Annotated in this window: 20 protein-coding genes; 4 read left to right on the top strand and 16 right to left on the bottom strand. The window is 69.4% G+C overall.

Translation table 11 applies throughout. From position 1 onward, the window contains the following. Window positions 1–63 precede the first annotated feature (63 nt). The 7 genes from uvrA to icd all read right to left on the bottom strand — a co-directional run bounded on the left by uvrA (window position 64) and on the right by icd (window position 8,864). Window positions 64–2,922: an excinuclease ABC subunit UvrA gene (gene uvrA, locus HYZ11_11825; protein ID MBI3128286.1), complete on the bottom strand. Its 2,859-nt coding sequence runs from the start codon at window positions 2,920–2,922 to the stop codon at window positions 64–66. A gap of 99 nt (window positions 2,923–3,021) precedes the next feature. Then, entirely contained in the window at window positions 3,022–3,810 is a 789-nt protein-coding gene (locus HYZ11_11820; protein ID MBI3128285.1) for an SDR family oxidoreductase, read from the bottom strand. A gap of 121 nt (window positions 3,811–3,931) precedes the next feature. Continuing rightward, a complete protein-coding gene (gene ndk / locus HYZ11_11815; protein ID MBI3128284.1) occupies window positions 3,932–4,351 on the bottom strand; it encodes a nucleoside-diphosphate kinase in 420 nt (139 codons plus the stop codon). A gap of 40 nt (window positions 4,352–4,391) precedes the next feature. Next, window positions 4,392–5,300, bottom strand: a complete 909-nt coding sequence (gene sucD, locus HYZ11_11810) for a succinate--CoA ligase subunit alpha (protein MBI3128283.1) — start codon at window positions 5,298–5,300, stop codon at window positions 4,392–4,394. Window positions 5,301–5,310: 10 nt separating this feature from the next. Next, on the bottom strand, window positions 5,311–6,477 hold the full coding sequence (sucC, locus tag HYZ11_11805; protein MBI3128282.1) for an ADP-forming succinate--CoA ligase subunit beta: 1,167 nt from the start codon (window positions 6,475–6,477) through the stop codon (window positions 5,311–5,313). A gap of 170 nt (window positions 6,478–6,647) precedes the next feature. Beyond that, window positions 6,648–7,577 carry a malate dehydrogenase gene (gene mdh / locus HYZ11_11800; GenBank protein ID MBI3128281.1) on the bottom strand — a complete coding sequence of 310 codons (930 nt, stop codon included), beginning with the start codon at window positions 7,575–7,577 and terminating at the stop codon, window positions 6,648–6,650. Window positions 7,578–7,592: 15 nt separating this feature from the next. Further along, window positions 7,593–8,864, bottom strand: coding sequence for an isocitrate dehydrogenase (NADP(+)) (gene icd, locus HYZ11_11795; protein MBI3128280.1), 1,272 nt, complete (start codon window positions 8,862–8,864; stop codon window positions 7,593–7,595). A gap of 304 nt (window positions 8,865–9,168) precedes the next feature. Between icd and rsmA the strand changes: the two genes are divergently transcribed. Together rsmA and HYZ11_11785 are read left to right on the top strand one after the other, a co-directional pair. Continuing rightward, the gene (gene rsmA, locus HYZ11_11790) at window positions 9,169–9,960 is read left to right on the top strand and encodes a ribosomal RNA small subunit methyltransferase A (protein ID MBI3128279.1); all 792 of its coding nucleotides are present in this window, start codon (window positions 9,169–9,171) and stop codon (window positions 9,958–9,960) included. A gap of 5 nt (window positions 9,961–9,965) precedes the next feature. Continuing rightward, entirely contained in the window at window positions 9,966–10,901 is a 936-nt protein-coding gene (locus tag HYZ11_11785; GenBank protein MBI3128278.1) for a hypothetical protein, read from the top strand. A gap of 82 nt (window positions 10,902–10,983) precedes the next feature. On the opposite strand, the gene lepB is transcribed toward HYZ11_11785, so the two are convergent. After that, window positions 10,984–11,706: a signal peptidase I gene (gene lepB / locus HYZ11_11780; GenBank protein MBI3128277.1), complete on the bottom strand. Its 723-nt coding sequence runs from the start codon at window positions 11,704–11,706 to the stop codon at window positions 10,984–10,986. Next, window positions 11,703–13,511: an elongation factor 4 gene (gene lepA, locus HYZ11_11775; GenBank protein MBI3128276.1), complete on the bottom strand. Its 1,809-nt coding sequence runs from the start codon at window positions 13,509–13,511 to the stop codon at window positions 11,703–11,705. Before lepA ends, lepB begins: the two co-directional genes overlap by 4 nt. Before the next feature lie 216 nt (window positions 13,512–13,727). On the opposite strand from lepA, the gene HYZ11_11770 reads away from it, so the two are divergent. Further along, window positions 13,728–15,113, top strand: a complete 1,386-nt coding sequence (locus tag HYZ11_11770; protein MBI3128275.1) for a trypsin-like peptidase domain-containing protein — start codon at window positions 13,728–13,730, stop codon at window positions 15,111–15,113. Next, window positions 15,110–16,507, top strand: coding sequence for a trypsin-like peptidase domain-containing protein (locus tag HYZ11_11765; protein MBI3128274.1), 1,398 nt, complete (start codon window positions 15,110–15,112; stop codon window positions 16,505–16,507). Before HYZ11_11770 ends, HYZ11_11765 begins: the two co-directional genes overlap by 4 nt. Before the next feature lie 307 nt (window positions 16,508–16,814). Here HYZ11_11765 and HYZ11_11760 read toward each other — a convergent pair whose 3' ends face one another. The 7 genes from HYZ11_11760 to fsa form a co-directional block, all read right to left on the bottom strand. Then, entirely contained in the window at window positions 16,815–17,957 is a 1,143-nt protein-coding gene (locus tag HYZ11_11760; GenBank protein MBI3128273.1) for a deoxyguanosinetriphosphate triphosphohydrolase, read from the bottom strand. Between the two features lie 14 nt (window positions 17,958–17,971). Further along, window positions 17,972–18,955 (bottom strand): DNA-3-methyladenine glycosylase 2 family protein, encoded by a 984-nt coding sequence (locus HYZ11_11755; GenBank protein ID MBI3128272.1) that lies wholly within the window; start codon window positions 18,953–18,955, stop codon window positions 17,972–17,974. A gap of 3 nt (window positions 18,956–18,958) precedes the next feature. Beyond that, window positions 18,959–19,738, bottom strand: a complete 780-nt coding sequence (locus HYZ11_11750; GenBank protein MBI3128271.1) for an ABC transporter permease — start codon at window positions 19,736–19,738, stop codon at window positions 18,959–18,961. Then, on the bottom strand, window positions 19,735–20,673 hold the full coding sequence (locus tag HYZ11_11745; protein MBI3128270.1) for an ATP-binding cassette domain-containing protein: 939 nt from the start codon (window positions 20,671–20,673) through the stop codon (window positions 19,735–19,737). Before HYZ11_11745 ends, HYZ11_11750 begins: the two co-directional genes overlap by 4 nt. Window positions 20,674–20,681: 8 nt before the next feature. Continuing rightward, complete coding sequence (locus tag HYZ11_11740; protein MBI3128269.1) at window positions 20,682–21,935, bottom strand: glutamate dehydrogenase; 1,254 nt, start codon at window positions 21,933–21,935, stop codon at window positions 20,682–20,684. Window positions 21,936–22,018: 83 nt separating this feature from the next. Next, window positions 22,019–22,246: a zinc ribbon domain-containing protein gene (locus tag HYZ11_11735; protein ID MBI3128268.1), complete on the bottom strand. Its 228-nt coding sequence runs from the start codon at window positions 22,244–22,246 to the stop codon at window positions 22,019–22,021. Between the two features lie 26 nt (window positions 22,247–22,272). Continuing rightward, window positions 22,273–22,923 carry a fructose-6-phosphate aldolase gene (fsa, locus tag HYZ11_11730; GenBank protein MBI3128267.1) on the bottom strand — a complete coding sequence of 217 codons (651 nt, stop codon included), beginning with the start codon at window positions 22,921–22,923 and terminating at the stop codon, window positions 22,273–22,275. Window positions 22,924–22,987: the final 64 nt, after the last annotated feature.

The raw sequence follows: 22,987 nt of genomic DNA, 5'->3' as shown, positions 1-22,987 counted from the left end.
TGCCACCCCTGGAACTCCGCGCCGTCGTACTCGACCCAGATGGCGAGGCGGCGGAGGCCCTTCTCACGCATGGCCCGCGGGGGCTCCCCGGAGGGCCTGCCGGAGGTGCGCCCCCGTGTGGGAGCCCTCCGCCAATGCCACATCCTCGGGCGATCCCGCCGCCACGAGGAGCCCGCCCCCCTTCCCGCCCTCGGGCCCCAGGTCCAGGACGTAGTCGGCGGCCTTGATCACGTCCAGGTTGTGCTCGATGACCACCACCGTGTTCCCCTGGTCCACCAGCCGGTGGAGAACGGAGAGGAGCTTCTCGATGTCGGCGAAGTGGAGGCCCGTCGTCGGCTCGTCCAGGATGTAGAGCGTGCGGCCCGTGGCTTGGCGCGAGAGCTCCTTCGCCAGCTTGATGCGCTGGGCCTCGCCCCCGCTCAGGGTGGTGGCCGGCTGGCCGAGGCGCACGTAGTCCAGCCCCACGTCCTGGAGGGTGCGGAGCTTCCACCGCAGCGCGTTGATGTTCTCGAAGAAGGCCGCCGCCTCCTCCACCGTCATGTCGAGCACCTCGGCGATGTTCTTCCCCTTGTAGCGGATATCCAGGGTGTCGCGGTTGAAGCGGCGCCCCCGGCACTCGGAGCACTGGGCGTAGAGGTCGGGAAGGAAGTGCATCTCGACCCGGATGTAGCCGTCCCCCTCGCAGGCCTCGCAGCGCCCGCCCTTCACGTTGAAGCTGAAGCGCCCGCCCTTGTAGCCGCGCTTGCGGGCCTCGGGCATCTGGGCGAAGAGCTCCCGGACGGGGGCGAACACCCCCGTGTAGGTGGCCGGGTTGCTGCGCGGGGTGCGCCCGATGGGGGACTGGTCGATGTCGATCACCTTGTCGATGTGCTCGACGCCCTCGATGGCCCGGTGGGCGCCCGGGGGGGCCAGCGCGCCGTAGAGCTTGCGGGCCAGGGCGCGGTAGAGGATCTCCTCGACGAGGGTGCTCTTCCCGCTTCCGCTCACCCCGGCCACGCAGGTGAAGAGCCCGAGGGGGATGGAGACGTCGATGTCCCGCAGGTTGTGCTGGGAGGCCCCCCGGATGGTGAGGAAGCGCCCCGCGGGCCTGCGCCGGCCGGCGGGCCGGGGCACCTCGAGCTCTCCGGCCAGGTAACGCCCGGTCAGGGAGTCCGGGTGGGCGCGGATGTCGTCCGGGGTCCCGGAGGCCACGAGGCGGCCCCCGTGCTCCCCGGCGCCCGGGCCCAGGTCGATCACGTGGTCCGCGCTCTCGATGGTCTCGCGGTCGTGCTCCACCACGATGACGGTGTTCCCGTTGTCGCGCAGGCGGCGCAGGGTGCCGAGGAGGCGGCGGTTGTCCCGCTGGTGGAGGCCGATGCTGGGCTCGTCGAGGATGTAGAGCACCCCCACCAGGCTCGCCCCGATCTGCCCGGCCAGGCGGATGCGCTGACCCTCCCCCCCCGAGAGGGTGCCGGTGGGGCGGTCGAGGGTGAGGTAGTCGAGCCCCACCCGGTCCAGGAACTCCAGGCGCTCATTGATCTCCTTCAGGATGCGCTCGGCCACCAGGTCGTTCGCCCGCACCTCGCTCATCCGGGCGAAGAAGGGCCGCGCCTCCTGGATGGTCATGGCGCAGGCCTCGGAGATGTTCTTCCCCCCGAAGGTCACGGCCAGGCTCTCGGGCCGCAGCCGCCCGCCCTTGCAGGCCTCGCAGGGGAGGGCGCTCATGTACTGCTCCAGGTCCACCCTCAGGTCGTCGCTCTGGGTCTCCTCCCGCCGCTCGGCCAGGGCGGCCAGCACCCCCGGGAAGACCCGTTCCCGCCTCAGGGTTCGCCCGCCCGTCTTGTGGCGGACACGCAGGGCGTCCCCCCCGTTCCCGTGAAGGAGGATGTCCTGGTGCTTCTTCGAGAGCCTGGCGAAGGGCTTATCGGGGGGAATGTCGTAGACCTCGATGGCCGCCTTCACGGCGGAGGCGAGGAAGCTCTTGCTCCCCCGCAGGGGGGCGAGGGCCCCTTCCTCCAGCGAGAGGGAGGGGTCGGGCACCACCCGGGCCGGGTCCATCTGGTAGACCGAACCCAGGCCGCCGCAGGCCGGGCAGGCGCCGTAGGGGCTGTTGAAGGAGAACATCCGGGGCGCCATCTCGGGCAGCGTCACCCCGCACTCGGCGCAGGCCGACTGGCGGCTGAAGAGATACTCGCTCCCCTCCTCCTCGTGGAACATCACCAGGCCCTTCGCCAGCGAGAGCGCCGTCTCGATGGACTCGCCCAGGCGTTTCTCGATCCCCGGCTTCAGGACCAGCCGGTCCACCACCACCTCGATATTGTGCTTGGCGTGGCGGTCGAGGGCGATGTCCTCCTCCAGCTCGCGGTAGCGCCCGTCGATCCGCGCCCGGGTGAAGCCCTTGCGCAGCAGGTCGTCGAACTCCTTGCGGTAAATGCCCTTGCGCCCCCGCACCAGGGGCGCCAGCACCTGGAGGCGCTTGCCCACTCCGATACCCAGGGCGCGGGCCACCATCTGCTCGGTCGAGAGGGCGTTCATGGGCCGGCCGCAGGAGGGACAGTGGGGAGCCCCCAGCCGGGCGTAGAGGAGGCGCAGGTGGTCGTAGATCTCCGTCACCGTGCCCACGGTGGAGCGGGGGTTCTTGCTGATGGTCTTCTGTTCGATGGCGATGGTGGGCGAGAGGCCCTCGATGGAGTCCACGTCCGGCTTGTCCATCTGGTCCATGAACTGCCGGGCGTAGGCCGAGAGGGACTCGATGTAGCGGCGCTGGCCCTCGGCGTAGAGGGTGTCGAAGGCGAGGCTGCTCTTCCCCGACCCGCTCAGCCCCGTGACGACGATGAGCCTGTCGCGGGGGATCTCGAGGTGGAGGTCCTTCAGGTTGTGCTCGCGGGCGCCGCGGACGACGATCTTCCGCTCGCGGCGCGGCGCTCCGTTCGTCTCCGGCATTGGAATCCCAGGCAGCGGACAGATGGCGGCCGCCCCGGCCATCGGGACGGCAACCCGCTAGCATAGCACGGGAGGGGAGGCGGGAGGAGGCGCCCCGGCTCAGTACCAGACGAGGCCGGCCGTGACGTTGATGTCCTGGGCCGTCATGTGGGCGGCATCGTCCGAGGCGAGGAAGACGCACACCGCGGCGTGATCTTCCGGGGTGACGAGGCACTTGAGGGCGGCCGGGTCGGTGAAGGCGCGCTCGGCCTCCTCGACGGAGATGTTCTGCACCCGGGCCATGTTCTCGAAGACGCTCTGGATGCGCGGCCCGGCCGTGGCGCCCGGGCAGATGGCGTTGACGGTGATGCCGTACCCGCCCAGCTCGAAGGCCAGGGTGCGGGTGAAGCCGATGACGGCCATCTTGGAGGCGGTGTAGGGGATGCGGTTCGGCAAGGGGCGCTTGCCGCTGATGGAGCTCACGTTGATGATGCGCCCGCGGCGGTTCTTCTTCATCACGGGGATGACGTGCTTCGCGCACAGGAACATGCCAGTCACGTTCACCGACATGCACTCCTCCCACTCCTCCTTCGTCACTTCCTCGCAGGGCTTGGTGGGGCCCGCGACACCCGAGTTGTTCACCAGGATGTCGACGGTGCCAAATTCGGCGAGGGTCTTCTCGACCAGGGTGCGGACCTGGGCCTCGTCGGTCTGGTCGGTGGGCACGACGAGCGAGGCGAGCGACTCCTTGGAGAGGGCCGCCACCTTGCGCGCCGTCCCCTCAAGGTTGGCCCGGTTCCGGGCGGCGAGGACGACCTTGGCCCCTTCGCGGGCGAAGGCCAGGGCGATGGCCTGGCCGATGCCCTGGCTGGCCCCGGTGACGATGGCGACTTTCCCCTTCAGGCGCATATTTATCCCCCTTCACCCGGGAATGATCCTCGTCGCATCTCCCTCCCCCCGCCCCCTCCCTCCCCCGGAGGGGGAGGGAGAAAAGGCTCGCACATTGATTCTTTGTTCCGATGCCCGCTCTCTATCCTTCGTGCAGCGATACTCCCGGAAACCAGTAGCCCAGCTCGAAGGCGGCCGTGCCGGGGGCGTCCGAGCCGTGGGTGGCGTTGCGCTCGATGCTCTCCCCGAACTCCTTGCGGATGGTGCCGGGCGCCGCCTTGGCCGGGTCGGTGGCGCCCATCACGTCGCGCCAGTGCTGGATGGCGTTCTGGCGCTCGAGCGCCAGCACCACCGTCCGCCCCGAGGACATGTAGGCGGTCAGGCCTCCGAAGAAGGGCCGCTCCCGGTGCACGGCGTAGAACCCTTCGGCCTGGGCCTTGGTCATCCGCACGAGCCGCATCCCCACGATCTTGAAGCCCTCCCCCTCGATGCGGGAGAGGATCTTCCCCGCGAGCCCGCGCTCGACGGCGTCGGGCTTGATCATCGCGAACGTCCGCTCCATTCGGCCGCCTCTCCTATCCTGAAAAATCCCCGGCCGAGGCTCAGGCGCGGCCCAGGGCGCGCGCCATGGTGAGGCCCATCTCGGCCGGGCTCTGGGTGACGCGGATGCCGCATTCGGCCATGACGCGCATCTTCTCGGCGGCGGTTCCCTCGCCTCCCGAGATGATGGCCCCGGCGTGGCCCATGCGGCGGCCCTTGGGGGCCGTCTGGCCCGCGATGAAACCCACCATCGGCTTGGTCACGTTCTTCTTGGCCCAGCGCGCTGCGTCCTGCTCGGCGGAGCCGCCGATCTCGCCGATCATGATGATGGCCTCGGTCGCCGGATCCTCCTGGAAGCGCCTGAGGAGGTCGATGTACATCGTGCCGATGATCGGGTCGCCCCCGATGCCCACGCAGGTCGTCTGCCCGAGCCCCTGGGCGGTGAGCTGGGCCACCACTTCGTAGGTGAGGGTACCGCTCTTCGAGATGACCCCGATGCTGCCCTCCTTGTGGATGTGGCCCGGCATGATGCCCATCTTGCAGCCGCCGGGGGTGATGACGCCCGGGCAGTTCGGGCCGATGAGGACGGCGGGGGAGCCCTGCATGTGGCGCTTCACGTACACCATGTCGCGCACCGGGATGCCCTCGGTGATACAGACCACGAAGGGCACTCCCGCGTCCACGGACTCGACGATGGCGTCCGCCGCGAAGGGCGGAGGGACGAAGATGAGCGAGGCGTTCGCCCCGGTCGCCGCCACGGCCTGGGCGACGGTGTCGAAGACGGGCACCTTCTCCAGGGCGCCGTCGAGCTTGCCGCCGCCCTTGCCGGGCGTCACGCCCGCGACGACGGCCCCGCCCCCTCCCGCGAACTCCTGGCTGTAGCGCATGCACTGCTGCGCGTGGTAGTTGCCCTCCTTGCCGGTGATGCCCTGGACGAGGACCCGCGTCTCCTTGCCGATGAGGATGCTCACGCCCGCTCTCCTAGGTCGTGCGGTCGAGGGCCGCGACGACCTTCTTCGCGGCGTCGGCCATCCCGTCCGCCACGGTGAAATCGAGGCCGGAGGTCCGCAGGATCTCCCGTCCCTTGTCCACGTTCGTGCCCTCCATGCGGATGACGATAGGCACGTTCACGTTGACCGTCTTCACGGCGTCCACCACGCCCTGGGCCAGCACGTCGCAGCGCAGGATGCCGCCGAAGATGTTGATGAGCACGGCCCGGACCGCCTTGTCGCTCATGAGGATGCGGAAGGCGTTCTCCACCATCTCGCGGCTCGCCCCCCCGCCCACGTCGAGGAAGTTGGCGGGCGAGGCGCCGCTCAGCTTGATGATGTCCATGGTGGCCATGGCGAGCCCCGCGCCGTTCACCATGCAGCCCACCTCGCCGTCCAGCTTGATGTAGTTCAGGCTGTGCTTCGAGGCCTCGACCTCCAGCGGGTCCTCCTCGTCCAGGTCGCGCAGGGCGGCCACGTCGGGGTGGCGGAAGAGCGCGTTGTCGTCGAAGTTCACCTTGGCGTCCAGGGCGAGGATGCGCCCGTCCTTGGTCTGGATGAGCGGGTTGATCTCGACCAGGGAGCAGTCCATGTCGCTGTAGAAGCGGTAGAGGCTGGTGAGGAACTTGACGGCCTCGCCCGCCAGCGCCCCGGTCAGCCCGAGGCCGTAGGCCACGCGGCGGGCAGTGGAGGGCCAGGCGCCCAGGGCGGGGTCCACCGGCACCTTGAGGAGCTTCTCGGGCGTCTTGGCGGCCACCTCCTCGATGTCCATGCCGCCTTCGGTGCTCGCCATGATGGTGGGGCGCCCGGCCGCGCGGTCGAGGACGATGCTCAGGTAGAGCTCGCGCTCGATCTGGCTGGCCTCCTCAACCCACACTTTCTTCACGAGGCGGCCCTGGGGGCCCGTCTGGTGGGTCACCAGCGTCATGCCGATGATCCGGGAGGCGGCCTGCCTGGCCTCGGCGGGGCTCTTGGCCAGCTGGATGCCCCCGCCCTTGCCCCGTCCCCCGGCGTGAATCTGGGCCTTCACGGCCACCGCGCCGCCCAGCTCCGTGGCGACGCGCTCGGCCTCCTCAGGCGTCGAGGCCACCCCGCCCCGGGGGACCGCCACCCCGTATTTCCGGAACAGCTCCTTGCCCTGGTACTCGTGAATGTTCATCCGGCTCTCCGGTCGGCTGAGACGGAACCCGCCTCTCCCGGCCCGGCGGGGGTCCGGGGCCTCCGGCCCCGCCCGAAGCCCGGGCGGCGCGGAGGACGGAGAAAAACGCCGCCCCGCCCGCGCCTCCTCAGCCCGGAGGCGGGGCGGGGACGGTGGCGTGGGTACGGCGGCTACTGCGGGAGCACCTTCACCAGGCTGCGGACGTGGTCGGCCGACTTCTTGAAGGCGGCCTTCTCGTCCGGGGCGAGGTCGAGCTCGATCACCTTCTCGACGCCGCCCGCGCCCAGCATGACGGGCACCCCCATGAAAACGTCCCGCTCGCCGTACTCGCCCTGCAGGAGGGCGGCGCACGGGAGGATGCGCTTCTTGTCCTTCACGATCGCCTCGACCATCTGGATGACCGAGGCCCCGGGCGCATAGAAGGCGCTGCCGGTCTTGAGGTAGTTCACGATCTCGGCGCCGCCGTCCCGGGTGCGCTGCACCAGGGACTCGATGCGGTCGGGTTTCATCAGGGCCGTGATGGGGATGCCGGCCACCGTGCTGTAACGCGGCAGCGGCACCATGGTGTCCCCGTGGCCGCCCAGCACGCAGGCCTGCACGTCCTCGACCGAGACGCCCAGCTCCATGGCGATGAAGGTGCGGAAGCGCGCGCTATCCAGGACGCCGGCCATCCCCACGATGCGGCTCTGGGGGAGCTTGCTCCGGCGGTGGGCCATGGAGACCATGGCGTCGAGAGGGTTCGAGACGATGACCAGGATGCAGTCGGGCGAGTGCTTCATCACCTCGTCCGTCACGCCGCCCACGATCTTGGCGTTCGTGGCGATGAGGTCGTCCCGGCTCATGCCGGGCTTGCGCGCGATGCCCGCGGTGATGACGACGATGTCGGACTTCGCGGTGTCCTTGTAGTCGTTCGTGCCGACGACCTGGCTGTCGAAGCCCTCGACCGGGGCGCTCTCGTAGAGGTCCAGCGCCTTGCCCTGCGGCACGCCCTCGATGATGTCGATGAGGACAATGTCGCCCAGCTCCTTCGACGCCGCCCAGTGCGCGGCGGTGGCGCCCACGTTGCCGGCGCCCACGATGGTGATCTTCGGCCTGCGCATACGCACCTCCCGGTACTACATATTGCGCACAATTGCCCGCCCGAATTCCGAGCAGGAAACCTTCTGGGCCCCTTCCATCTGGCGCTCGAAATCGTAGGTGACGATCTTCTGGCGGAAGGTCTCCTCCATGCCCTTGACGATGAGCTGCGAGGCCTCCGTCCAGCCCATGTAGCCCAGCATCATCACGGCGGAGAGGATGAGGCTGCTCGGGTTCACCATGTCCTTGCCGGCGTACTTGGGGGCCGTGCCGTGGGTGGGCTCGAAGAAGTGGATCTGGTCGCCGATGTTCGCGCCCGGGGCGATGCCCAGGCCTCCCACCTGCGCGGCGATGGCGTCGGAGAGGTAGTCGCCGTTCAGGTTCGTGGCGCACAGGACCTCGTACTCGTTCGGCCGGGTGAGCACCTGCTGGAAGATGTTGTCGGCGATGCGGTCGTTGACGAGAATCTTCCCCTCGGGGAGCTGGCCGTTGTACTTCTTCGACCCGAGCTCCTCCTCCGTGACGATGTGCTTGCGGTAGTTCTTCTTCAGAAACTCATAGCCCCAGTCCTTGAAGGCGCCCTCGGTGTACTTCTGGACGTTGCCCTTGTGGACGAGACAAAAGGACTTGCGCTTGTTCAGGATGGCGTACTCGATCGCCTTCTTGACGATGCGTTGGCTGCCGAAGATCGAGATGGGCTTGATGCCGATGCCGCTGTCGGGGCGGACGGTGACATCGAGCTCTTTCTTGAGGAAGGAGATGACTTTCTTCGCGCCCTTGGAGTGCACCGGCCACTCGATGCCGATATACACGTCCTCGGTGTTCTCCCGGAAGATGCACATGTCCACCTTCTCGGGATGCTTCACGGGCGAGGGCACGCCGGTGAACCACCGCACGGGCCGGACACAGGCGTAGAGGTCGAGCACCTGGCGGAAGGCCACGTTCAGGCTGCGGAAGCCGCCGCCGATGGGGGTGTAGAGGGGCCCCTTGATGGCGAAATAGTAGTGCCGGACGGCGTCCATCGTCTCCTGGGGCATGAGCTCGCCGTAGCGCTCGGTGGCGTCCTCGCCCGCATAGATGCGGTACCAGGCGATCTTCCGCTTCCCGCCGTAGGCCCTCTGCACCGCCCCATCCACCACGTCCATCATGGCGGGGGTGATGTCGACGCCGATGCCGTCGCCCCGCACGTAGCAGACGATGGGGTCGTCCGGCATCTGGAGCTTCCCGTTCTTGAATGTGATGCGGGTGCCTTCCTTCGGCGGCTCGAGCAGCTTTTTCGCCTTCGGTTTCGACTTCGCCTTCGTGGCCATTCAACGGCTCCCTTATCCATGCCCGAGGAGGGCAATCCCACAACGGCAGAGGGCACGCGCCCCCTGATTTTTTCCGCGCGGCCGGGACTTCTACGGCGCGGGCGGGCGCCCGCAAGGCGGGCCGCCAGCGCTTTTCCCCGCAAGGGCCAAGAGGGGGATAATCAGACGCCCTGATCCTTAGCACGTCCTCGGGGGTGTGCCAACCGCCCACGGCCATTTCGGGCCGGTCCCGGCCCCCCTTGACCCTTCCCTCCCGGCGGGGCACTGTGTCGGCCTGCCGGCCCGCCCCCGCGACGGAACCGCCATGCCCGCCTCCCCGAAAAAGCGCTTCGGCCAGCATTTCCTCCGGGATCCGGCGGTCCTGCGGACCATCATTGAACTGGCGGGGATTTCTCCCGGCGAGCGTGCGCTGGAGATCGGGGCGGGAGACGGCACCCTCACCCGCGCCCTGCTGGCCGCCGGGGCCCGCGTCGCCGCGGTGGAGCTCGACCGCGACCTCCTGCCCGGCCTCCAGGAGCTGGCCGCCCGGGAGTCCTCGCTCGAGGTCATCCCCGGTGACGCCATGAAGCTCGACTATGCGGCCCTCCCCTCGCCCCAGAAGCTCATCGCGAACCTCCCCTACAACATCGCCTCGGGCCTCCTCTCGCTCCTGTGCGGGTGGCCGGAGCGCTTCCCGCTCATGGTGGTCATGGTGCAGCGCGAGGTGGCCGAGCGCCTTGCCGCCCCGCCCGGCGGAAAAGACTACGGCTCCCTCACCCTCTGGGTGCGGCACCGCTACGAGGCGGAAGTCTGCCGCTGGGTGCCGCCGGGGGCCTTCCGGCCCCCGCCCAAGGTGGACTCGGCCCTCGTGCGCCTCCGGGCCCTCCCCCGCCCTCGGGTCCGGGTGCCCGACGAGGAAACCTACTTCCGCCTCGTGCGGGCCGCCTTCGCCCACCGGCGGAAGACCCTCCTCAACAACCTGAAAGGTTTCTCCCTGCCGGGGAAAATCCCCGACTGGCCGGAGATTCTGGCCCGCGCCGGGGTGGCGGGCGGGCGCCGGGCCGAAACCCTGGATGCGGAGGACTTCGCCCGCATCCTCCGCGCGCTCCCCTCCTGACCCAGATGGGCCGCGTCCTCTTGTTCCGCTCGGGCGCGCTGGGGGATACCCTCCTCGCCCTCCCGGCCCTGGATGCCCTGCGGCGCCGCTTCCCCGGGGCCCGGATTGTCCTGGCCGCCCGGCCCGCCTGCGCCGCCCCCCTGCTCGACGCCGGGCGGGCGGACGCGCTCCTGGACGCCGAGGCCCGGCCCTTCCATCTCCTCTACCAGGAGCCTGCCCCAGGGGACGCGCTGGATCTCCTCCTCCAAGGCTATGACGCCTCGGTTTTCTTCGCCCGCGACCTGGAGGGGGAGACCGCCCGGCGGCTCCGGGCGCTCCGCGGGGGGAACCACCGCCTCGCCCCTCCCTTCCCTCCGCCGGACGAGGGAACGCATACCGCGCGCTGGATGGAACGGGCCGCCGCCCCGGACGCCCCGCCGGGGCCCTGGCCGCCCCCTCCGCTCGTCCCCTCCCCCGCCAGCCGGGAGAAGGCGCGGGGGCTGCTGGCCGCGCTGGGGGTGGACCGACCTCCCTCCCTGGTCCTGCACCCGGGGAGCGGGGGCCGGGGCAAGTGGGCCCCGTCCGGGGCGATGGCCCATATCGCGCGGGATTTTTGCGGCGATGAGCCGCCCTTGCTCATCCAGGGCCCGGCCGACGCCGAGGCGGTCCGGGCCTTCGAGGGGGCGTGGGGGAGCGCCCTCCCCGCCCTCAAGGCCCCTCCGGCCGAGGCGCTGGGGGCGCTCCTGGCGGAGCCTCGCGCCTATCTGGGCTGCGACTCGGGGGTGAGCCATCTGGCCGCGCTGTGCGGGGCGCCCGCCCTCATCCTCATGGGGCCCGCCTCGGCCCCCGCCCTGTGGGCGCCCCTGGGCCCCCGGGCGGACTGGCTCCCGTGGGAGGAGGCGGACCGAGGGGCGGCGCGGCTGCGGGAATTGATGGGACGGGAAATCCGGCAGGATGTGTAGGGGCGGCTCCCTGTGGCCGCCCTCATGCACGATGGGGCAGGCACGGAGGCCTGCCCCTACGGGCGAAAGAAGCCCGGTAAATCTACCGGATGATCTTCCCGAACCGGCTCCAGCGGACGCCCCCGTGCCCGCCGTCCCAGGACCAGTAGATGACGAAGGCGACGCCGCGGATCTTGTCGTCCCAGCAGGCTCCGGGCCAGAGCGAGCAGGGGAAGGGCAGATCGAGGTGGTAGTCCCCCAGCCGGACGCGGAGGCGGTCGAGCTGGGCCCCCATCCGGAGAAAGCCCCAGAAGCGGCTGTCCTGGCTGTTGTTCCGGTTGTCCCCGAGCATGAGGAGATGGCCCGGCGGCACGACGCGAGGACCCCAGAAGCGCTCGGGCCCTTCCATCCCTCCCTCGGGCTTGAAGATGGTGTACGGCTCCCGCAGCGGCGCGCAGCGGGAGGGCTCATCCGGGGTGGCGCAGTTGATGAAGACGTCCCGGCCGCGGATCATCACGGTTTCTCCCGGCAGCCCGATCACGCGCTTGATGAAGTCGCGGCTCTCGTCCCGGGGATACCGGAAGACGATGATGTCGCCGCGCCGGGGCCCGCGGAACCAGTAGAGGAACTTGTTGACGAGGAGATGGTCCCCGATGAGGAGGGTGTCCTCCATGGACCCCGAGGGGATCTTGAACGCCTGGATAATGAAGGAGCGGACGAAGAGCGCGAGCAGCAGGGCGATGATGATGGCCTCGGCGTACTCGCGGATCGTGGATTTTTCGCGCGGGAGGCGGCGCCCGCCGCGCGTCGTCTCGGATTCGGTCACGCGCCCTCCCGGCCGACGTCCAGGACGGCCATGAAGGCCTCCTGCGGCACCTCCACCGTGCCGATGTTCTTCATCCGCTTCTTGCCCTCGCGCTGCTTCTCCAGGAGCTTCCGCTTCCGGGTGATGTCCCCGCCGTAGCACTTGGCCGTCACGTCCTTGCGCAGTGCCTTCACGGTCTCGCGCGCGATGACGCGGTTCCCCACCGCCGCCTGGATGACCACCTCGAACATCTGCCGGGGGATGAGCTGGCGCATCTTCGTCACCAGCGCCCGGCCGTAGGTGTAGGCCCTCTCCTTGTGGAGGATGGTGGAGAAGGGATCGATGGGCTGGCCGTTCAGCAGGATGTCGAGCTTCACCACCTCCGCCGGGCGGAAGTCCAGGGGCTCGTAGTCGAAGCTCGCGTAGCCCCGGGTGATGGACTTCAGCCGGTCGTAGAAATCGAAGAGTATCTCCCCGAAGGGCAGCTCGTAGATGATCTGGACTGTCTTGGGGTCGAGGTACTCCAGCGAGCGCTGGACGCCGCGCTTCTCCTGCGTGAGCTTGAAGATGGCGCCCACATATTCGGTCGGGGACAGGATGGTGCCGACGATGAAGGGCTCCTCGATGTGGTCGATCCGGGTGAGGTCCGGCAGCTTGGCCGGGCTGTCGATCTCGATCACGGAGCCGTCCCGCAGGTAGACGCGGTAGATGACGGTGGGGGCGGTGATGATGAGGGTGAGGTCGTACTCCCGTTCCAGGCGCTCGCGGATGATGTCCATGTGGAGCAGGCCCAGGAAGCCGCAGCGGAAGCCGAAGCCCAGGGCCGGCGAGGTCTCGGGCTCGTAGCTGAAGGCGGAGTCGTTCAGGCGGAGCTTCTCCAGGGCGGCCCGGAGGTTCTCATATTCCGCGCTGTCGGCGGCGTAGAGGCCGCTGAAAACCATCGCCTTGGGCTCCTGGAAGCCCTCGATCGGCTCGGAGGCGGGCCTGTCCCTCAAGGTGACGGTGTCGCCCACCCTGGTGTCGCTCACCTGGCGGATGGCCGCCGAGAAGGAACCCACCTCCCCCGGCCCGAGGGACTCCGCGGGCGTCTCGCGCGGCGTGTAGACCTGGAGGGCGTCTACCTGGTACGTGCTGCCGTTCGACATGAAGCGGACCACGTCGCCTTTCCGCACCTTCCCCTGGAACACGCGCACGAGCGGGATGGCCCCCTGGTAGGAGTCGAACCAGGAGTCGATGAGCAGGCCCTGGAGCGGGGCATCCGGGTCGCCCCCGGGGGGCGGGATGCGCTCCACCAGCGCTTCGAGGAGCTCGTCCACCCCCGTCCCCATCTTGGCACTCACCAGCAGGCATTCCTTGCGGTCGATGCCGATGATGTCCTCCACCTGGGCCATCACCCGCTCCGGGTCGGACGAGGGGAGGTCGATCTTGTTGATAACCGGGACGATGGCCAGGTCGTGCCCCATCGCCAGGTAGGCGTTCGCCAGCGTCTGGGCCTGGATGCCCTGGGTGGCATCCACGAGGAGAAGCGCCCCCTCGCAGGCCTTGAGGCTCCGCGAAACCTCGTAGCTGAAGTCGACGTGGCCCGGGGTGTCGATCAGGTTGAAGACGTAGGTCCTCCCCTTCGGGGAGCGGTACTGGAGCCGCACGCTGGCCGCCTTGATGGTGATGCCGCGCTCCCGTTCCAGGTCCATCGAGTCGAGCACCTGCTCGGACATCTCGCGGGCGGAGAGAGCCCCCGTCCGCTCCAGGATACGGTCGGCCAGGGTCGATTTTCCGTGGTCGATGTGGGCGATGATGCAAAAATTCCGGATATGGTCGAGGGTCACGGCCGAATCAGCACTCTCAGGTGGAATCCGCACTGGGCGAAGGGAGCGGCCAAAGGCCTCCGCCCCCCGATTCGGCCCCAAGCATAGCCGATCCCGCGCCGGAACGCATCCGCGCCCTGATAAACCCCCGAAATCACCTGATTGTCCCGCCTTCCCCCCGGTGCTAGCATTGAGGACGCCGCGCCACCGGCGACGCTCCGTCGGCAGGAAGGGACCATGCTCAAGATTTTGCCAGCTCTTCTCATTGCGGCATCGCTCGCCGTCCCGGCCGCTCTCCCGGCCCGCGCCGCCACCTCCACCCTCACTTTCGGGGACCGCACCATCGTCGAGGCGGTCAAGCGGCTCGAGCCCTCGGTCGTCCACATCCGGGTGAAACCCAGGGAAGAGGCGGGCCTCGGGATCTTCGGCCCCGGGCAGAAGAAGGGAGGCCCCTTCCGGGATTTCGAGGACCTCGGTTCCGGCCAGTACAGCGTGGGGTCCGGAATCGTGATCGGGGAGGAGGGCTACATCCTCACCAACCACCACGTCATCAAGGACGGCAAGGAAGTCCTCGTGAAACTCCATTCGGGGGAAGAACTCGCGGCCAGCATCGCCGGCGTGGACGAAAAATCGGATCTGGCCCTCCTCAAGGTGACGCATACGGCCCCGCTCAAGGCCGCCATCCTCGGCAACTCGGATCGCGTGGAGGTGGGCGAGTGGGTTCTGGCCGTCGGCAGCCCCTTCGGCCTCTCCCGCTCCGTCTCGGTGGGCGTCATCAGCGCCCTCCACCGCAACCTGGGGGAAGGCCCCTACGACGACTACCTGCAGACCGACGCCTCCATCAATCCCGGCAACTCCGGCGGGCCGCTGGCCAACAGCCAGGGAGAGGTGATCGGCATCAACACCGCCATCTTTTCCAAGGGAAGGCAGCCCGCGAGCCTGGGGCTCGGCTTCGCCATTCCGATCAACCAGGCCAAGGCCGTCATCGACGACCTCCGGCACAAGGGCTACCCGGTCCGCGGCCGCATGGGCGCCTCCCTCACCGCCGTCCCCCCCGAGGAGGCCAAGAAACTGGGGCTCCCCTTCCAGCGGGGGGCCAAGCTCGCCGAGGTGGTGCGCGGGGGGCCGGCGGATGCCGCGGGGCTCCAGCGCGGCGACGTGATCGTCTCCTTCGGCGGGCTCGAGGTCATCACCTGGGAGTCCCTCTCCCGCATGGTGGCGCGGGCCCGCCCGGGGAACGCGGTGGAGGTGAAGTACTACCGCGGCGGCGAGCTGAAGGCGGCCCGCATCAAGATCGGGGCGAGCCCCGAGGCGCCCGTCCTCGTAAAGGCCAACTCCAAGGACCCCCTCGGCATGAAGATCGAGCCCATCACCCCGGCGCTCGCCCAGAGGTTCGGCCTCAAGGAGAACCAGGGGATCGTCATCACGGCCGTCCACCGGGACGGCCCGGCCCAAATGGGCGGCGTGGCCGTGGGCGACCAGATCGTGGAGGTGAACCACCGGCCGGTGCGCACCCTGGACGACTTCCGCGCCCTGGCCGGGAAGCCGGGCAAGGAGGGCGTCGTCCTCCTCCTCCTCAAGCGAAAAGGCACCAACATCTTCGCCGCCCTGCGAGCCCAATGACCCGAGCCGCCCGCCGTACCGCCGCCGCGATCCTCCTGGCCGCCTCCCTGGCGGCGGCGCCCTCCGCGTGGGCCGCTCCCCGGGACCGCGACGGCCGCCGCACCCCCGTCGTCCAGGCCGTGGAGCGCGCGGCCCCCGCCGTGGTGAACATCAGCGCGCTGCAGATCCGCGAGGTGGCCAACCCCTTCTCGCCCTACCGGAATCCCCGGGCGGATGAGTTCTTCCGCGAGTTCTTCGGCAGGACACCTTCCTACCGCCCCGAGCGCAGCCTGGGCTCGGGGGTGATCATCCGGCCCGACGGCTTCATCCTCACGAACGAGCACGTCGTCTCCCGCGCGAGCGAGATCCGCGTCTCCCTCGCCGGCCGCGAGGCCCTGCCCGCGCGGCTCATCGGCGCCGACCCCGAGAACGACCTTGCCGTCATCAAGATCGACGTCCGCGAGCCCCTGCCCCACCTGCCGCTGGGCCGCTCGGACGACCTCATGATCGGCGAAACCGTGATCGCCATCGGCAACCCCTTCGGACTCGCCCACACCGTCACCACGGGCGTGGTGAGCGCCCTCGGCCGCACGCTGGACGACGGGCGGGATAAGACCCGGCGCCACCCGGCCGACTTCATCCAGACGGACGCCTCGATCAACCCCGGCAACTCGGGCGGGCCCCTGCTCAACATCTACGGGGAGCTGATCGGCATCAACACGGCCATCTTCAGCAACGCCCAGGGGATCGGCTTCGCCATCCCCATCGACCGCGCCCACCGCATCGTGAGCGACCTCATCACGTTCGGGAAGGTGCGCAGGAGCTGGGTGGGGATGGTGGTCCGCGACCTCATGCCCCGCATGGCGGGCCAGATGGGCTTTCCCCAGCCGCACGGGGCCATCGCCACGCAGGTGCTGGCCGACAGCCCGGCCCAGCGGGCGGGCATCCGCGCGGGCGACATCCTCCTCGCCTTCGGCGGGAAGGACGTGGGCTCGCGCGAGGACTACCTGAACGAGCTGGCCGGCTATACCGTGGGCTCCCGGGTGCCTCTCCGGCTCTGGCGCCAAGGGAAGGCAATCGAGACCCAGGTCACCCTCGCGCCCATTCCCGCCGCCCTGGCCGAGGAGATCGCCTGGAACTGGCTGGGCCTTCGGGCCGCGCCCATCGGCCCCGACGCCATCCAGCGCTTCCGGCTGGGCACGCGACAAGGGATGGTCATCACCGAGGTGCTCCCCGGAGGGCCGTCCGAGGGCATCGGCATCCGGCCCGGGGACGTCATCCGCCGCATCAACGCCCAGGAAACCGCCGACCCCGAAACCTTCCGCGAGGCGCTCGTGCGGGCGCGCGAGCTGCCCCGCGTCCAACTCCTCATCCAGCGCCGCCAGCAGGGCTACAACGTCACGCTGGAACCGTAGGCGGCCCTCCACCAAATCGAGCTACACGTTCCGGCCATGAATTAAAACCTGCGGGTGAGAGCAGCGCCGTCACCCCTCTCCCCGTCTTTTCGGGTCCCCGAACCGGCCAGCCGGTTCGGGAGGGGGGAGAGGGAGAACGCGCCAAGGCCAATCCATCTTCCGGACAGGAAATCCGTAGGGGCGGGTTTGAAATCCGCCCCTACAAATATTACTGACCCGGAAGGCGAGACACCGATCAATTTCGTGGGGGCGGTTCGCGAACCGCCCCTACGGATGAAACCGCTGGCCCCATGCAACCATCCGGCCCCTACCCCTCCAGCGCCAGGTCCTCGCCGAACATGCGCTTGTGCTGTTGGTAGGCGTAGCGGTCGGTCATCCCGGAGACGTAGTCGCACACCATGCGCGGCCGGCCGTCCTCCGCCTCGCGGCGGGCGACGTGCGCGGGCATGCGGGAGGGGTCGCCGAGGTAGGCGTTGAAGAGATCCGTGAGCACCTTGCGGGCGCTCGCCTCGAGCCGCCGCACCCGCTCGTTGCGGTACATCCGCTCCATGAGGAAGCGCTTGAGCTCCTGGTTGCGCTCCTCCATCGCGGGGCTGAAGCCCGCCGCGCCGTGGCCCCGCCCGCGCACGTCGGCCAGATCGCGCAGACCCAGCGCCTCGGCCCGCCCGCGCGTGGCGAGGACGAGGTCCGTCACCTGGGCGTTGATGATGCGCCGGATGGTTTCGTGCTTGATCTCGCGGGGGGAGGCACCGGGATAATCCCGCCGCGCGGCCCGGTGGTGCTCGCCCCAGAGAGAGCACTCGGCGGCGTCCTCAGGGGCGAACAGGCGGAATGAGAGGCCGTCGTCCAGGTCGTGGTTGTTGTAGGCGATCTCGTCCGCCGCATCCACCACCTGGGCCTCCAGGCTAGGCGCGGTGCCGTTCGAGAGCCCGGCGGGCATGGGCCCCTTGTAGCGGGGGAGGTACTTGATGATTCCCTCCCGCGTCTCCCAGGTGAGGTTGAGGCCCGGGAAGGCCGGGTAGCGCCGCTCCAGGCGCTCCACGATGCGGAGGGCCTGGAGGTTGTGCTCGAAGCCCCCATGGCCCTCCATGAGGCCGTCCAGCACCGTCTCGCCCGCGTGGCCGAAGGGTGGATGGCCCAGGTCGTGGCCCAGCGCCACCGCCTCGGCCAGCTCCTCGTTCAGGCGGAGCGCCCGGGCGATGGAGCGCGCGATCTGGCTGACCTCGACGGTGTGGGTGAGCCGGGTGCGGAAGTGGTCGCCCTCGTGGTTCACGAAGACCTGGGTCTTGTACTCGAGCCGCCGGAAGGCGGTGGTGTGGATGATTCGGTCGCGGTCGCGCTGGAAGGCGGTCCGCATGGCGTGCTCGGGCTCGGGGTGGGCCCGCCCCAGGCTCGCGGCGCTGTGCGCGGCGTAGGGGGCCAGGAGCTCCGCCTCGCGCCGCTCGATCATCTCCCGGAGCGCGTTCACGGCCGGGCCTCCTGCCGCTTCCGCGCGGGGCGCGGCGGGCGCCGGGCCGGCGGGAGGGGCGGGACGCCCGCGCGCCAGGCGGCGAACAGATAGGTCACCGCGATCCCTCCCCAGGGGGCCCACCGTTCCGCCACGCGGCGGACCTCCTTCTCCTCCGCCCATTCGCGCCCCAGGCAGTAATGCGCCACCACCTTCTGCACCCCGAGGTCCCCGCCCGGGAAGGCCTCCACCCGGCCCAGCCCCCGGAAGAGGCCCTGCTCGGCCGTCCAGCGGCCCACGCCCCGCAGCGCCCTCAACCGCTCCACGGCCTCCTCGAAGGGGAGGCGGCGCAGCTCCGCCTCGTCGATCGCGCCTTCCTCGATCGCGCGGGCTGCGCCGATGACATACTCCGCCTTCCGTTCCGAGAATTGCAATCGGCGGAGCTCGTCGGGCTTGGCGCGGGCCACGGCGGCGGGCGGCGGGAAGGCGTGGAACACCGCCTCCCCCAGGCGCAACGATCCGCCGTAGCGCTCCGTCAGCCGCCCCCGGATGACGGCGCCGAAAGTCATGTTCACCTGCTGGGTCGAGATGGCCGTCACGAGCGCCTCGAACATCCCGAGGTAGCGGACGGGCTTCAAGCCCTCGAACCGCTCCACGAGAGGGGCGAGGTGGCGGTCTTCCCGGGCCATGGCGTTGAAGGGGGCGAGGTCCAGATCGAAGGCGAGAAGATGGGCGAGGGCCCGCTCCCCCGCCCGGGCCGCCCCCCGCGGGAGCCCCCCCGGGGAGCGGAGCCGCATGACGACGGACGCCTGAGGACCCTCCCCCCCGGCCTCGGCCTCCAGAAGGAAGAGGCCTCCCGCTCCGTCCTCCACCGCGCGGCGGAAGACGCGGCCGTCATAGAGGTTCACGCGCTCCTCGCGCGCCATCAGGAAGCGGGCGACGGTTTCGTGGAAGCGGAAGTGCCCTTCCACCCCGAGCAGGCGGCGCAGCTCCGAGGCCACCGTTCAGTCCAGCATCCGGCGGCCCACCAGCCCGCAGGCCACCGCCAGGAACCCCAGGGTGAAGACGCTCAGCATGAAGAGGTGCCAGAGGGCGTCCGGCGCGTGCCCGTACACGATCAGCCCCCGGGCGAGGATCACGGCGTGGGTCAGGGGCATCAGCTCCGAGACGGTCTGCATCCAGGCCGGGAGCCCCTGAAGAGGAAAGAAGGTCCCGGCGAAGAAGAACATGGGCATGACGATGAGGGAGTAGTGGAAGTTGAAGAAGGAGTGGCTTGGGGCCAGGGCGGTGGCGATGAGGCCCAGCCCGGCGAACATGAGGGCCTCGATGAACACCACCGGCAGCACGGCGGCCGCCCAGGGGGAGCCCACCAGCCCGAACGCCGAGAGGACGATCAGCATCAGGACCGCTCCGATGAGGGAGCGCGAGGCGCACCAGAGAAGATCGCCCAGCACCACGTCCCCGATGGTGAGGGGGGCCGAGAGCATCCCCTCGTAGATGTGCTGAAGCCGCATGCGGGAGTAGGCCCCGTAGGTGGACTCGTAGGAGGCCGACCACATGGCGATCGAGACCACCAGCCCCGGCCCGATGAACTGGGCGTAGGCCATCCCCCCCATGTCGGGAACGAAGCGGCCGAGCCCGTAGCCGAAGGCCAGGAGGTATAGGGCGTGCTCGGTGAGGCTGCCCGCCCACTCGGCGATGAACCAGGAGCGGTACATCACCAGGTGCCGGATCCACACCCGCACCGCGCGGTGGCTGGGGGCGTGCTGGAGGAATTCGCTCATTCGCGCAATTCCCGGCCCGTGAGGTGGAGGAAGAGATCCTCCAGCGTCGCGGGCCGCCGGAGGAAGTCCCGCCGCCCCGCGCCGATGAGGCGGTCCATCACCCGTCCGTCCCGGCAATAGAGGTAGAGCGTGTCCCCTACCCGCTCGGGCTTGAAGGGAAGCCCGTCCAGCGCCCGGAGGACCGGCCCCTCATCCACACCGCGAAGCTCGATGACCTCCTCCCCCACCCGCTCGCGCACGAGGTCGATGGGCGCGCCCTCCACGAGATACCTGCCCTCGTCCATCACCCCGATGCGGTCGCAGAGCTGGGCTGCCTCCTCCATGTAGTGCGTCGTCAAGAGGATGCTCAGCCCCTGGCGCCGCAACTCGCGCAGGCGGTTCCACACGAGGTGGCGCGCCTGGGGGTCCAGGCCCGTGGTCGGCTCGTCGAGGACGAGGAGCCGGGGGCGGTGGATGAGCGCCCGGGCGATGAGGAGCCGGCGCTTCATGCCCCCCGAGAGCGCCTTGATCTGGGCGTCCCACTTCTCCCGGAGCTGGAAGAATTCGAGCAGCTCCTCGATGCGGGGGCGGGACTCCTTCCGGGAGAGGCCGAAGTATCCCGCGTACACCCAGAGGTTCTCGTACACGGTCAGCTCGCTGTCGAGGGTGCTTTCCTGGGGGACGATGCCCATTCGCTCGCGGACGCGGCGGCTGTCGGCGACGGCGTCGATGCCGAAGACGCGCAGGCTGCCCGCGTCCGGGATGGCATAGCCGCAGATCATCTTGATGGTCGTCGTCTTGCCCGCGCCGTTGGGGCCGAGGATTCCGTAGCACTCCCCCCGCCGGATCCGCAGGCTCACGCCGTCCACCGCCTTGACGGAGCCGTAGGACTTGGCCAGGCCCTCGCCCTCGACCTCGTATTCTTGCTCCGGCAAACTCGGCTCCACCGGCGGCAGGCGCCGGATTAGATTCCCCGCAGGCGCTCGGCCTCCGCGACCCGCTCGATGGCGATCATGAAGGCGGCCGTGCGCATCGAGACATTCCGCTGCTTCGCCAGTTCCCACACCTGGGCGGCCGTCCGGTTCATGATCTTTCCCAGCTCGGAGTTCACGCGGTCTTCGTCCCAGGTGAACTGCTGGATGTTCTGCACCCACTCGAAATAGGAGACCGTCACACCGCCCGCGTTGGCCAGGATGTCCGGGATGAGGCAGGCTCCGTTCGCCTCGAGGATTTTCTCGCCCGCTTCCGTCACGGGGGCGTTCGCGGCCTCGAGCACGATGCGCGCCTTCACCCGGCCCGCGGTTTCCTTGTTGAGCACGCCGCCCAGCGCGGCCGGCACCAGCACGTCCACCTTGAGGGCGAGGAGCTCTTCGTTCGAAATCTTGTCTCCCTCCGCGAAACCCTCGAGGCTGCCGTGGCGCGCGTTGTGGTTCCAGGCGCGGGAGATGTCGACGCCCTTCTGGGAGAAATAGGCGCCCGACACGTCGGAGATGGCCTGGACCTTAATCCCGATCTCCGACAGGAAGCGCGAGGCGTAGCTTCCGACGTTGCCGAAGCCCTGGACGGCCGCTGTCATCTGCTTGGGGTCCCAGCCCTCGCGCCGGGCGATCTCCTCGAACACCATCACCACGCCCCGGCCGGTGGCCGCCTCGCGCCCGGCGGAGCCGCCGAGGGCGAGCGGCTTGCCGGTGACGGCCGCCGGGCTGTAGCCGTGGCGGCCGCTGTACTCGTCCATGATCCAGGCCATGACCTGGGCGTTCGTGTTCATGTCCGGGGCCGGGATGTCGCGGTACGGGCCCAGGATATGCCCGATGCGCGAGATGAACTTGCGCGTCAGCCGCTCGTTCTCGAAGCGGTTCAGCTCCTTCACGTTGACGTTGACGCCCCCCTTGCCTCCCCCGAAGGGGATGTTGACGAGGGCGGTCTTCCAGGTCATCAGGGCCGCCAGGCCCCGGACCTCGTCCATGTCCACGTCCTGGTGGTAGCGGATGCCTCCCTTGAAGGGCCCGCGGGCGCCGTTGAACTGGACGCGGTAGCCCCGGTAGAGGGAGAGCGCACCGTTGTCGCGGCGGAGGGGGATCTCGACCTGCATTTCGCGGAAGGGGTTCTTGAGGAGAGCCTGCATCTCCCCGTCGAGCTCGATCACCTGGGCGGCGCGGTCAAACTGGGCGTTCGCCGTTTCGAAGATGCTGACGTGCTCCCCGCTCTCCTCCGGCATGAGGCGGCCTCCGCAAAAGGGCGGTCATCGGGCGTGCGCGCGAAGGCGGCCCCGCGGGGCCGCCTCGGGAATTCCGGATGCGCTCAGTGGCAGGAGCAGGAGCCGCCGCAGCAGTGGCCGCCGCCCGAGAAACCGCTCGAATAGCCCGAGGGGCCAGTGCCCGCCGCCGTCCTCGCGAAGACGGAGAGTTTCTTGTGCACCTTCTTGGACCCGCAGGAGGGGCACTCCACCGAGGAAGCCGCCTCGGCCGAGGCCACGAGCTTCTCGAAATCGGTCTCGCATTCGCCGCAGATGAATTCGTACATGGGCACTGGGTACTCTCCTTCGCCTTGCGCGGTCAGCGGAGCTCGCTGGCCCGCCGCCAATCCGCCAGGAATTTTTCCAGACCGATGTCGGTCAGGGGATGCTTGAGGAGCTGCCCGATGACGCCGAAGGGGCAGGTCGCCACGTCCGCTCCCATGCGCGCCGCCTCGAGCACGTGCATCGGGTGGCGCACGCTCGCCACGAGGACCTGGGTGGCGAAATCGTAGTTCTGGAAGATGCGGACGATGTCCGCCGCCATGTCCATGCCCGGGCTGGTGATGTCGTCGAGGCGCCCCACGAAGGGGCTCACGAACGAGGCGCCGGCCTTCGCCGCCAGGAGGGCCTGGGCGGGGTTGAAGATCAGCGTCACGTTGGTCGAAATGTTCTCCTCCCGGAGCTTCTTGACCGCCTTGAGCCCGTCCAGGCCGATGGGCACCTTGACCACCACGTTGTCGTGGATGGCCGCCAGTTCGCGCCCCTCCTCGACCATCTCCTCCCATTTCGTGGCCACCACCTCGGCGCTCACCGGCCCGTTCACCACCTCGCAGATCTCGCGGATGCGGGTGTGGATGTCGGCCCCTTCCTTCGCGATGAGGGTCGGGTTGGTGGTGACGCCGTCGATGACGCCGGTCGCGGCGGCTTCCTTGATTTCCTGCAGGTTGGCCGTGTCGATGAAAATCTTCATGCCGCTTCCCCCCGTTCCGGCTCCTTTCGCTCCCCCGGGCTCATCCCCATGAGGCCCGCGGGAC

The sequence above is a fragment of the Candidatus Tectomicrobia bacterium genome (assembly GCA_016192135.1).
In the GTDB taxonomy this organism is placed as follows: Bacteria; UBA8248; UBA8248; order UBA8248; family UBA8248; genus 2-12-FULL-69-37.
This window is presented reverse-complemented; position numbering and strand designations above follow the sequence as displayed.

Coding starts and splice junctions, on each gene's coding strand:
- icd (MBI3128280.1), bottom strand. CDS start 8,864: ATGGCCACGAAGGCGAAGTCGAAACCGAAGGCGAAAAAGCTGCTCGAG.
- HYZ11_11785 (MBI3128278.1), top strand. CDS start 9,966: ATGGGCCGCGTCCTCTTGTTCCGCTCGGGCGCGCTGGGGGATACCCTC.
- rsmA (MBI3128279.1), top strand. CDS start 9,169: ATGCCCGCCTCCCCGAAAAAGCGCTTCGGCCAGCATTTCCTCCGGGAT.
- HYZ11_11770 (MBI3128275.1), top strand. CDS start 13,728: ATGCTCAAGATTTTGCCAGCTCTTCTCATTGCGGCATCGCTCGCCGTC.
- uvrA (MBI3128286.1), bottom strand. CDS start 2,922: ATGCCGGAGACGAACGGAGCGCCGCGCCGCGAGCGGAAGATCGTCGTC.
- mdh (MBI3128281.1), bottom strand. CDS start 7,577: ATGCGCAGGCCGAAGATCACCATCGTGGGCGCCGGCAACGTGGGCGCC.
- HYZ11_11820 (MBI3128285.1), bottom strand. CDS start 3,810: ATGCGCCTGAAGGGGAAAGTCGCCATCGTCACCGGGGCCAGCCAGGGC.
- HYZ11_11740 (MBI3128269.1), bottom strand. CDS start 21,935: ATGCCGGAGGAGAGCGGGGAGCACGTCAGCATCTTCGAAACGGCGAAC.
- ndk (MBI3128284.1), bottom strand. CDS start 4,351: ATGGAGCGGACGTTCGCGATGATCAAGCCCGACGCCGTCGAGCGCGGG.
- fsa (MBI3128267.1), bottom strand. CDS start 22,923: ATGAAGATTTTCATCGACACGGCCAACCTGCAGGAAATCAAGGAAGCC.
- HYZ11_11760 (MBI3128273.1), bottom strand. CDS start 17,957: ATGATCGAGCGGCGCGAGGCGGAGCTCCTGGCCCCCTACGCCGCGCAC.
- HYZ11_11765 (MBI3128274.1), top strand. CDS start 15,110: ATGACCCGAGCCGCCCGCCGTACCGCCGCCGCGATCCTCCTGGCCGCC.
- sucC (MBI3128282.1), bottom strand. CDS start 6,477: ATGAACATTCACGAGTACCAGGGCAAGGAGCTGTTCCGGAAATACGGG.
- HYZ11_11750 (MBI3128271.1), bottom strand. CDS start 19,738: ATGAGCGAATTCCTCCAGCACGCCCCCAGCCACCGCGCGGTGCGGGTG.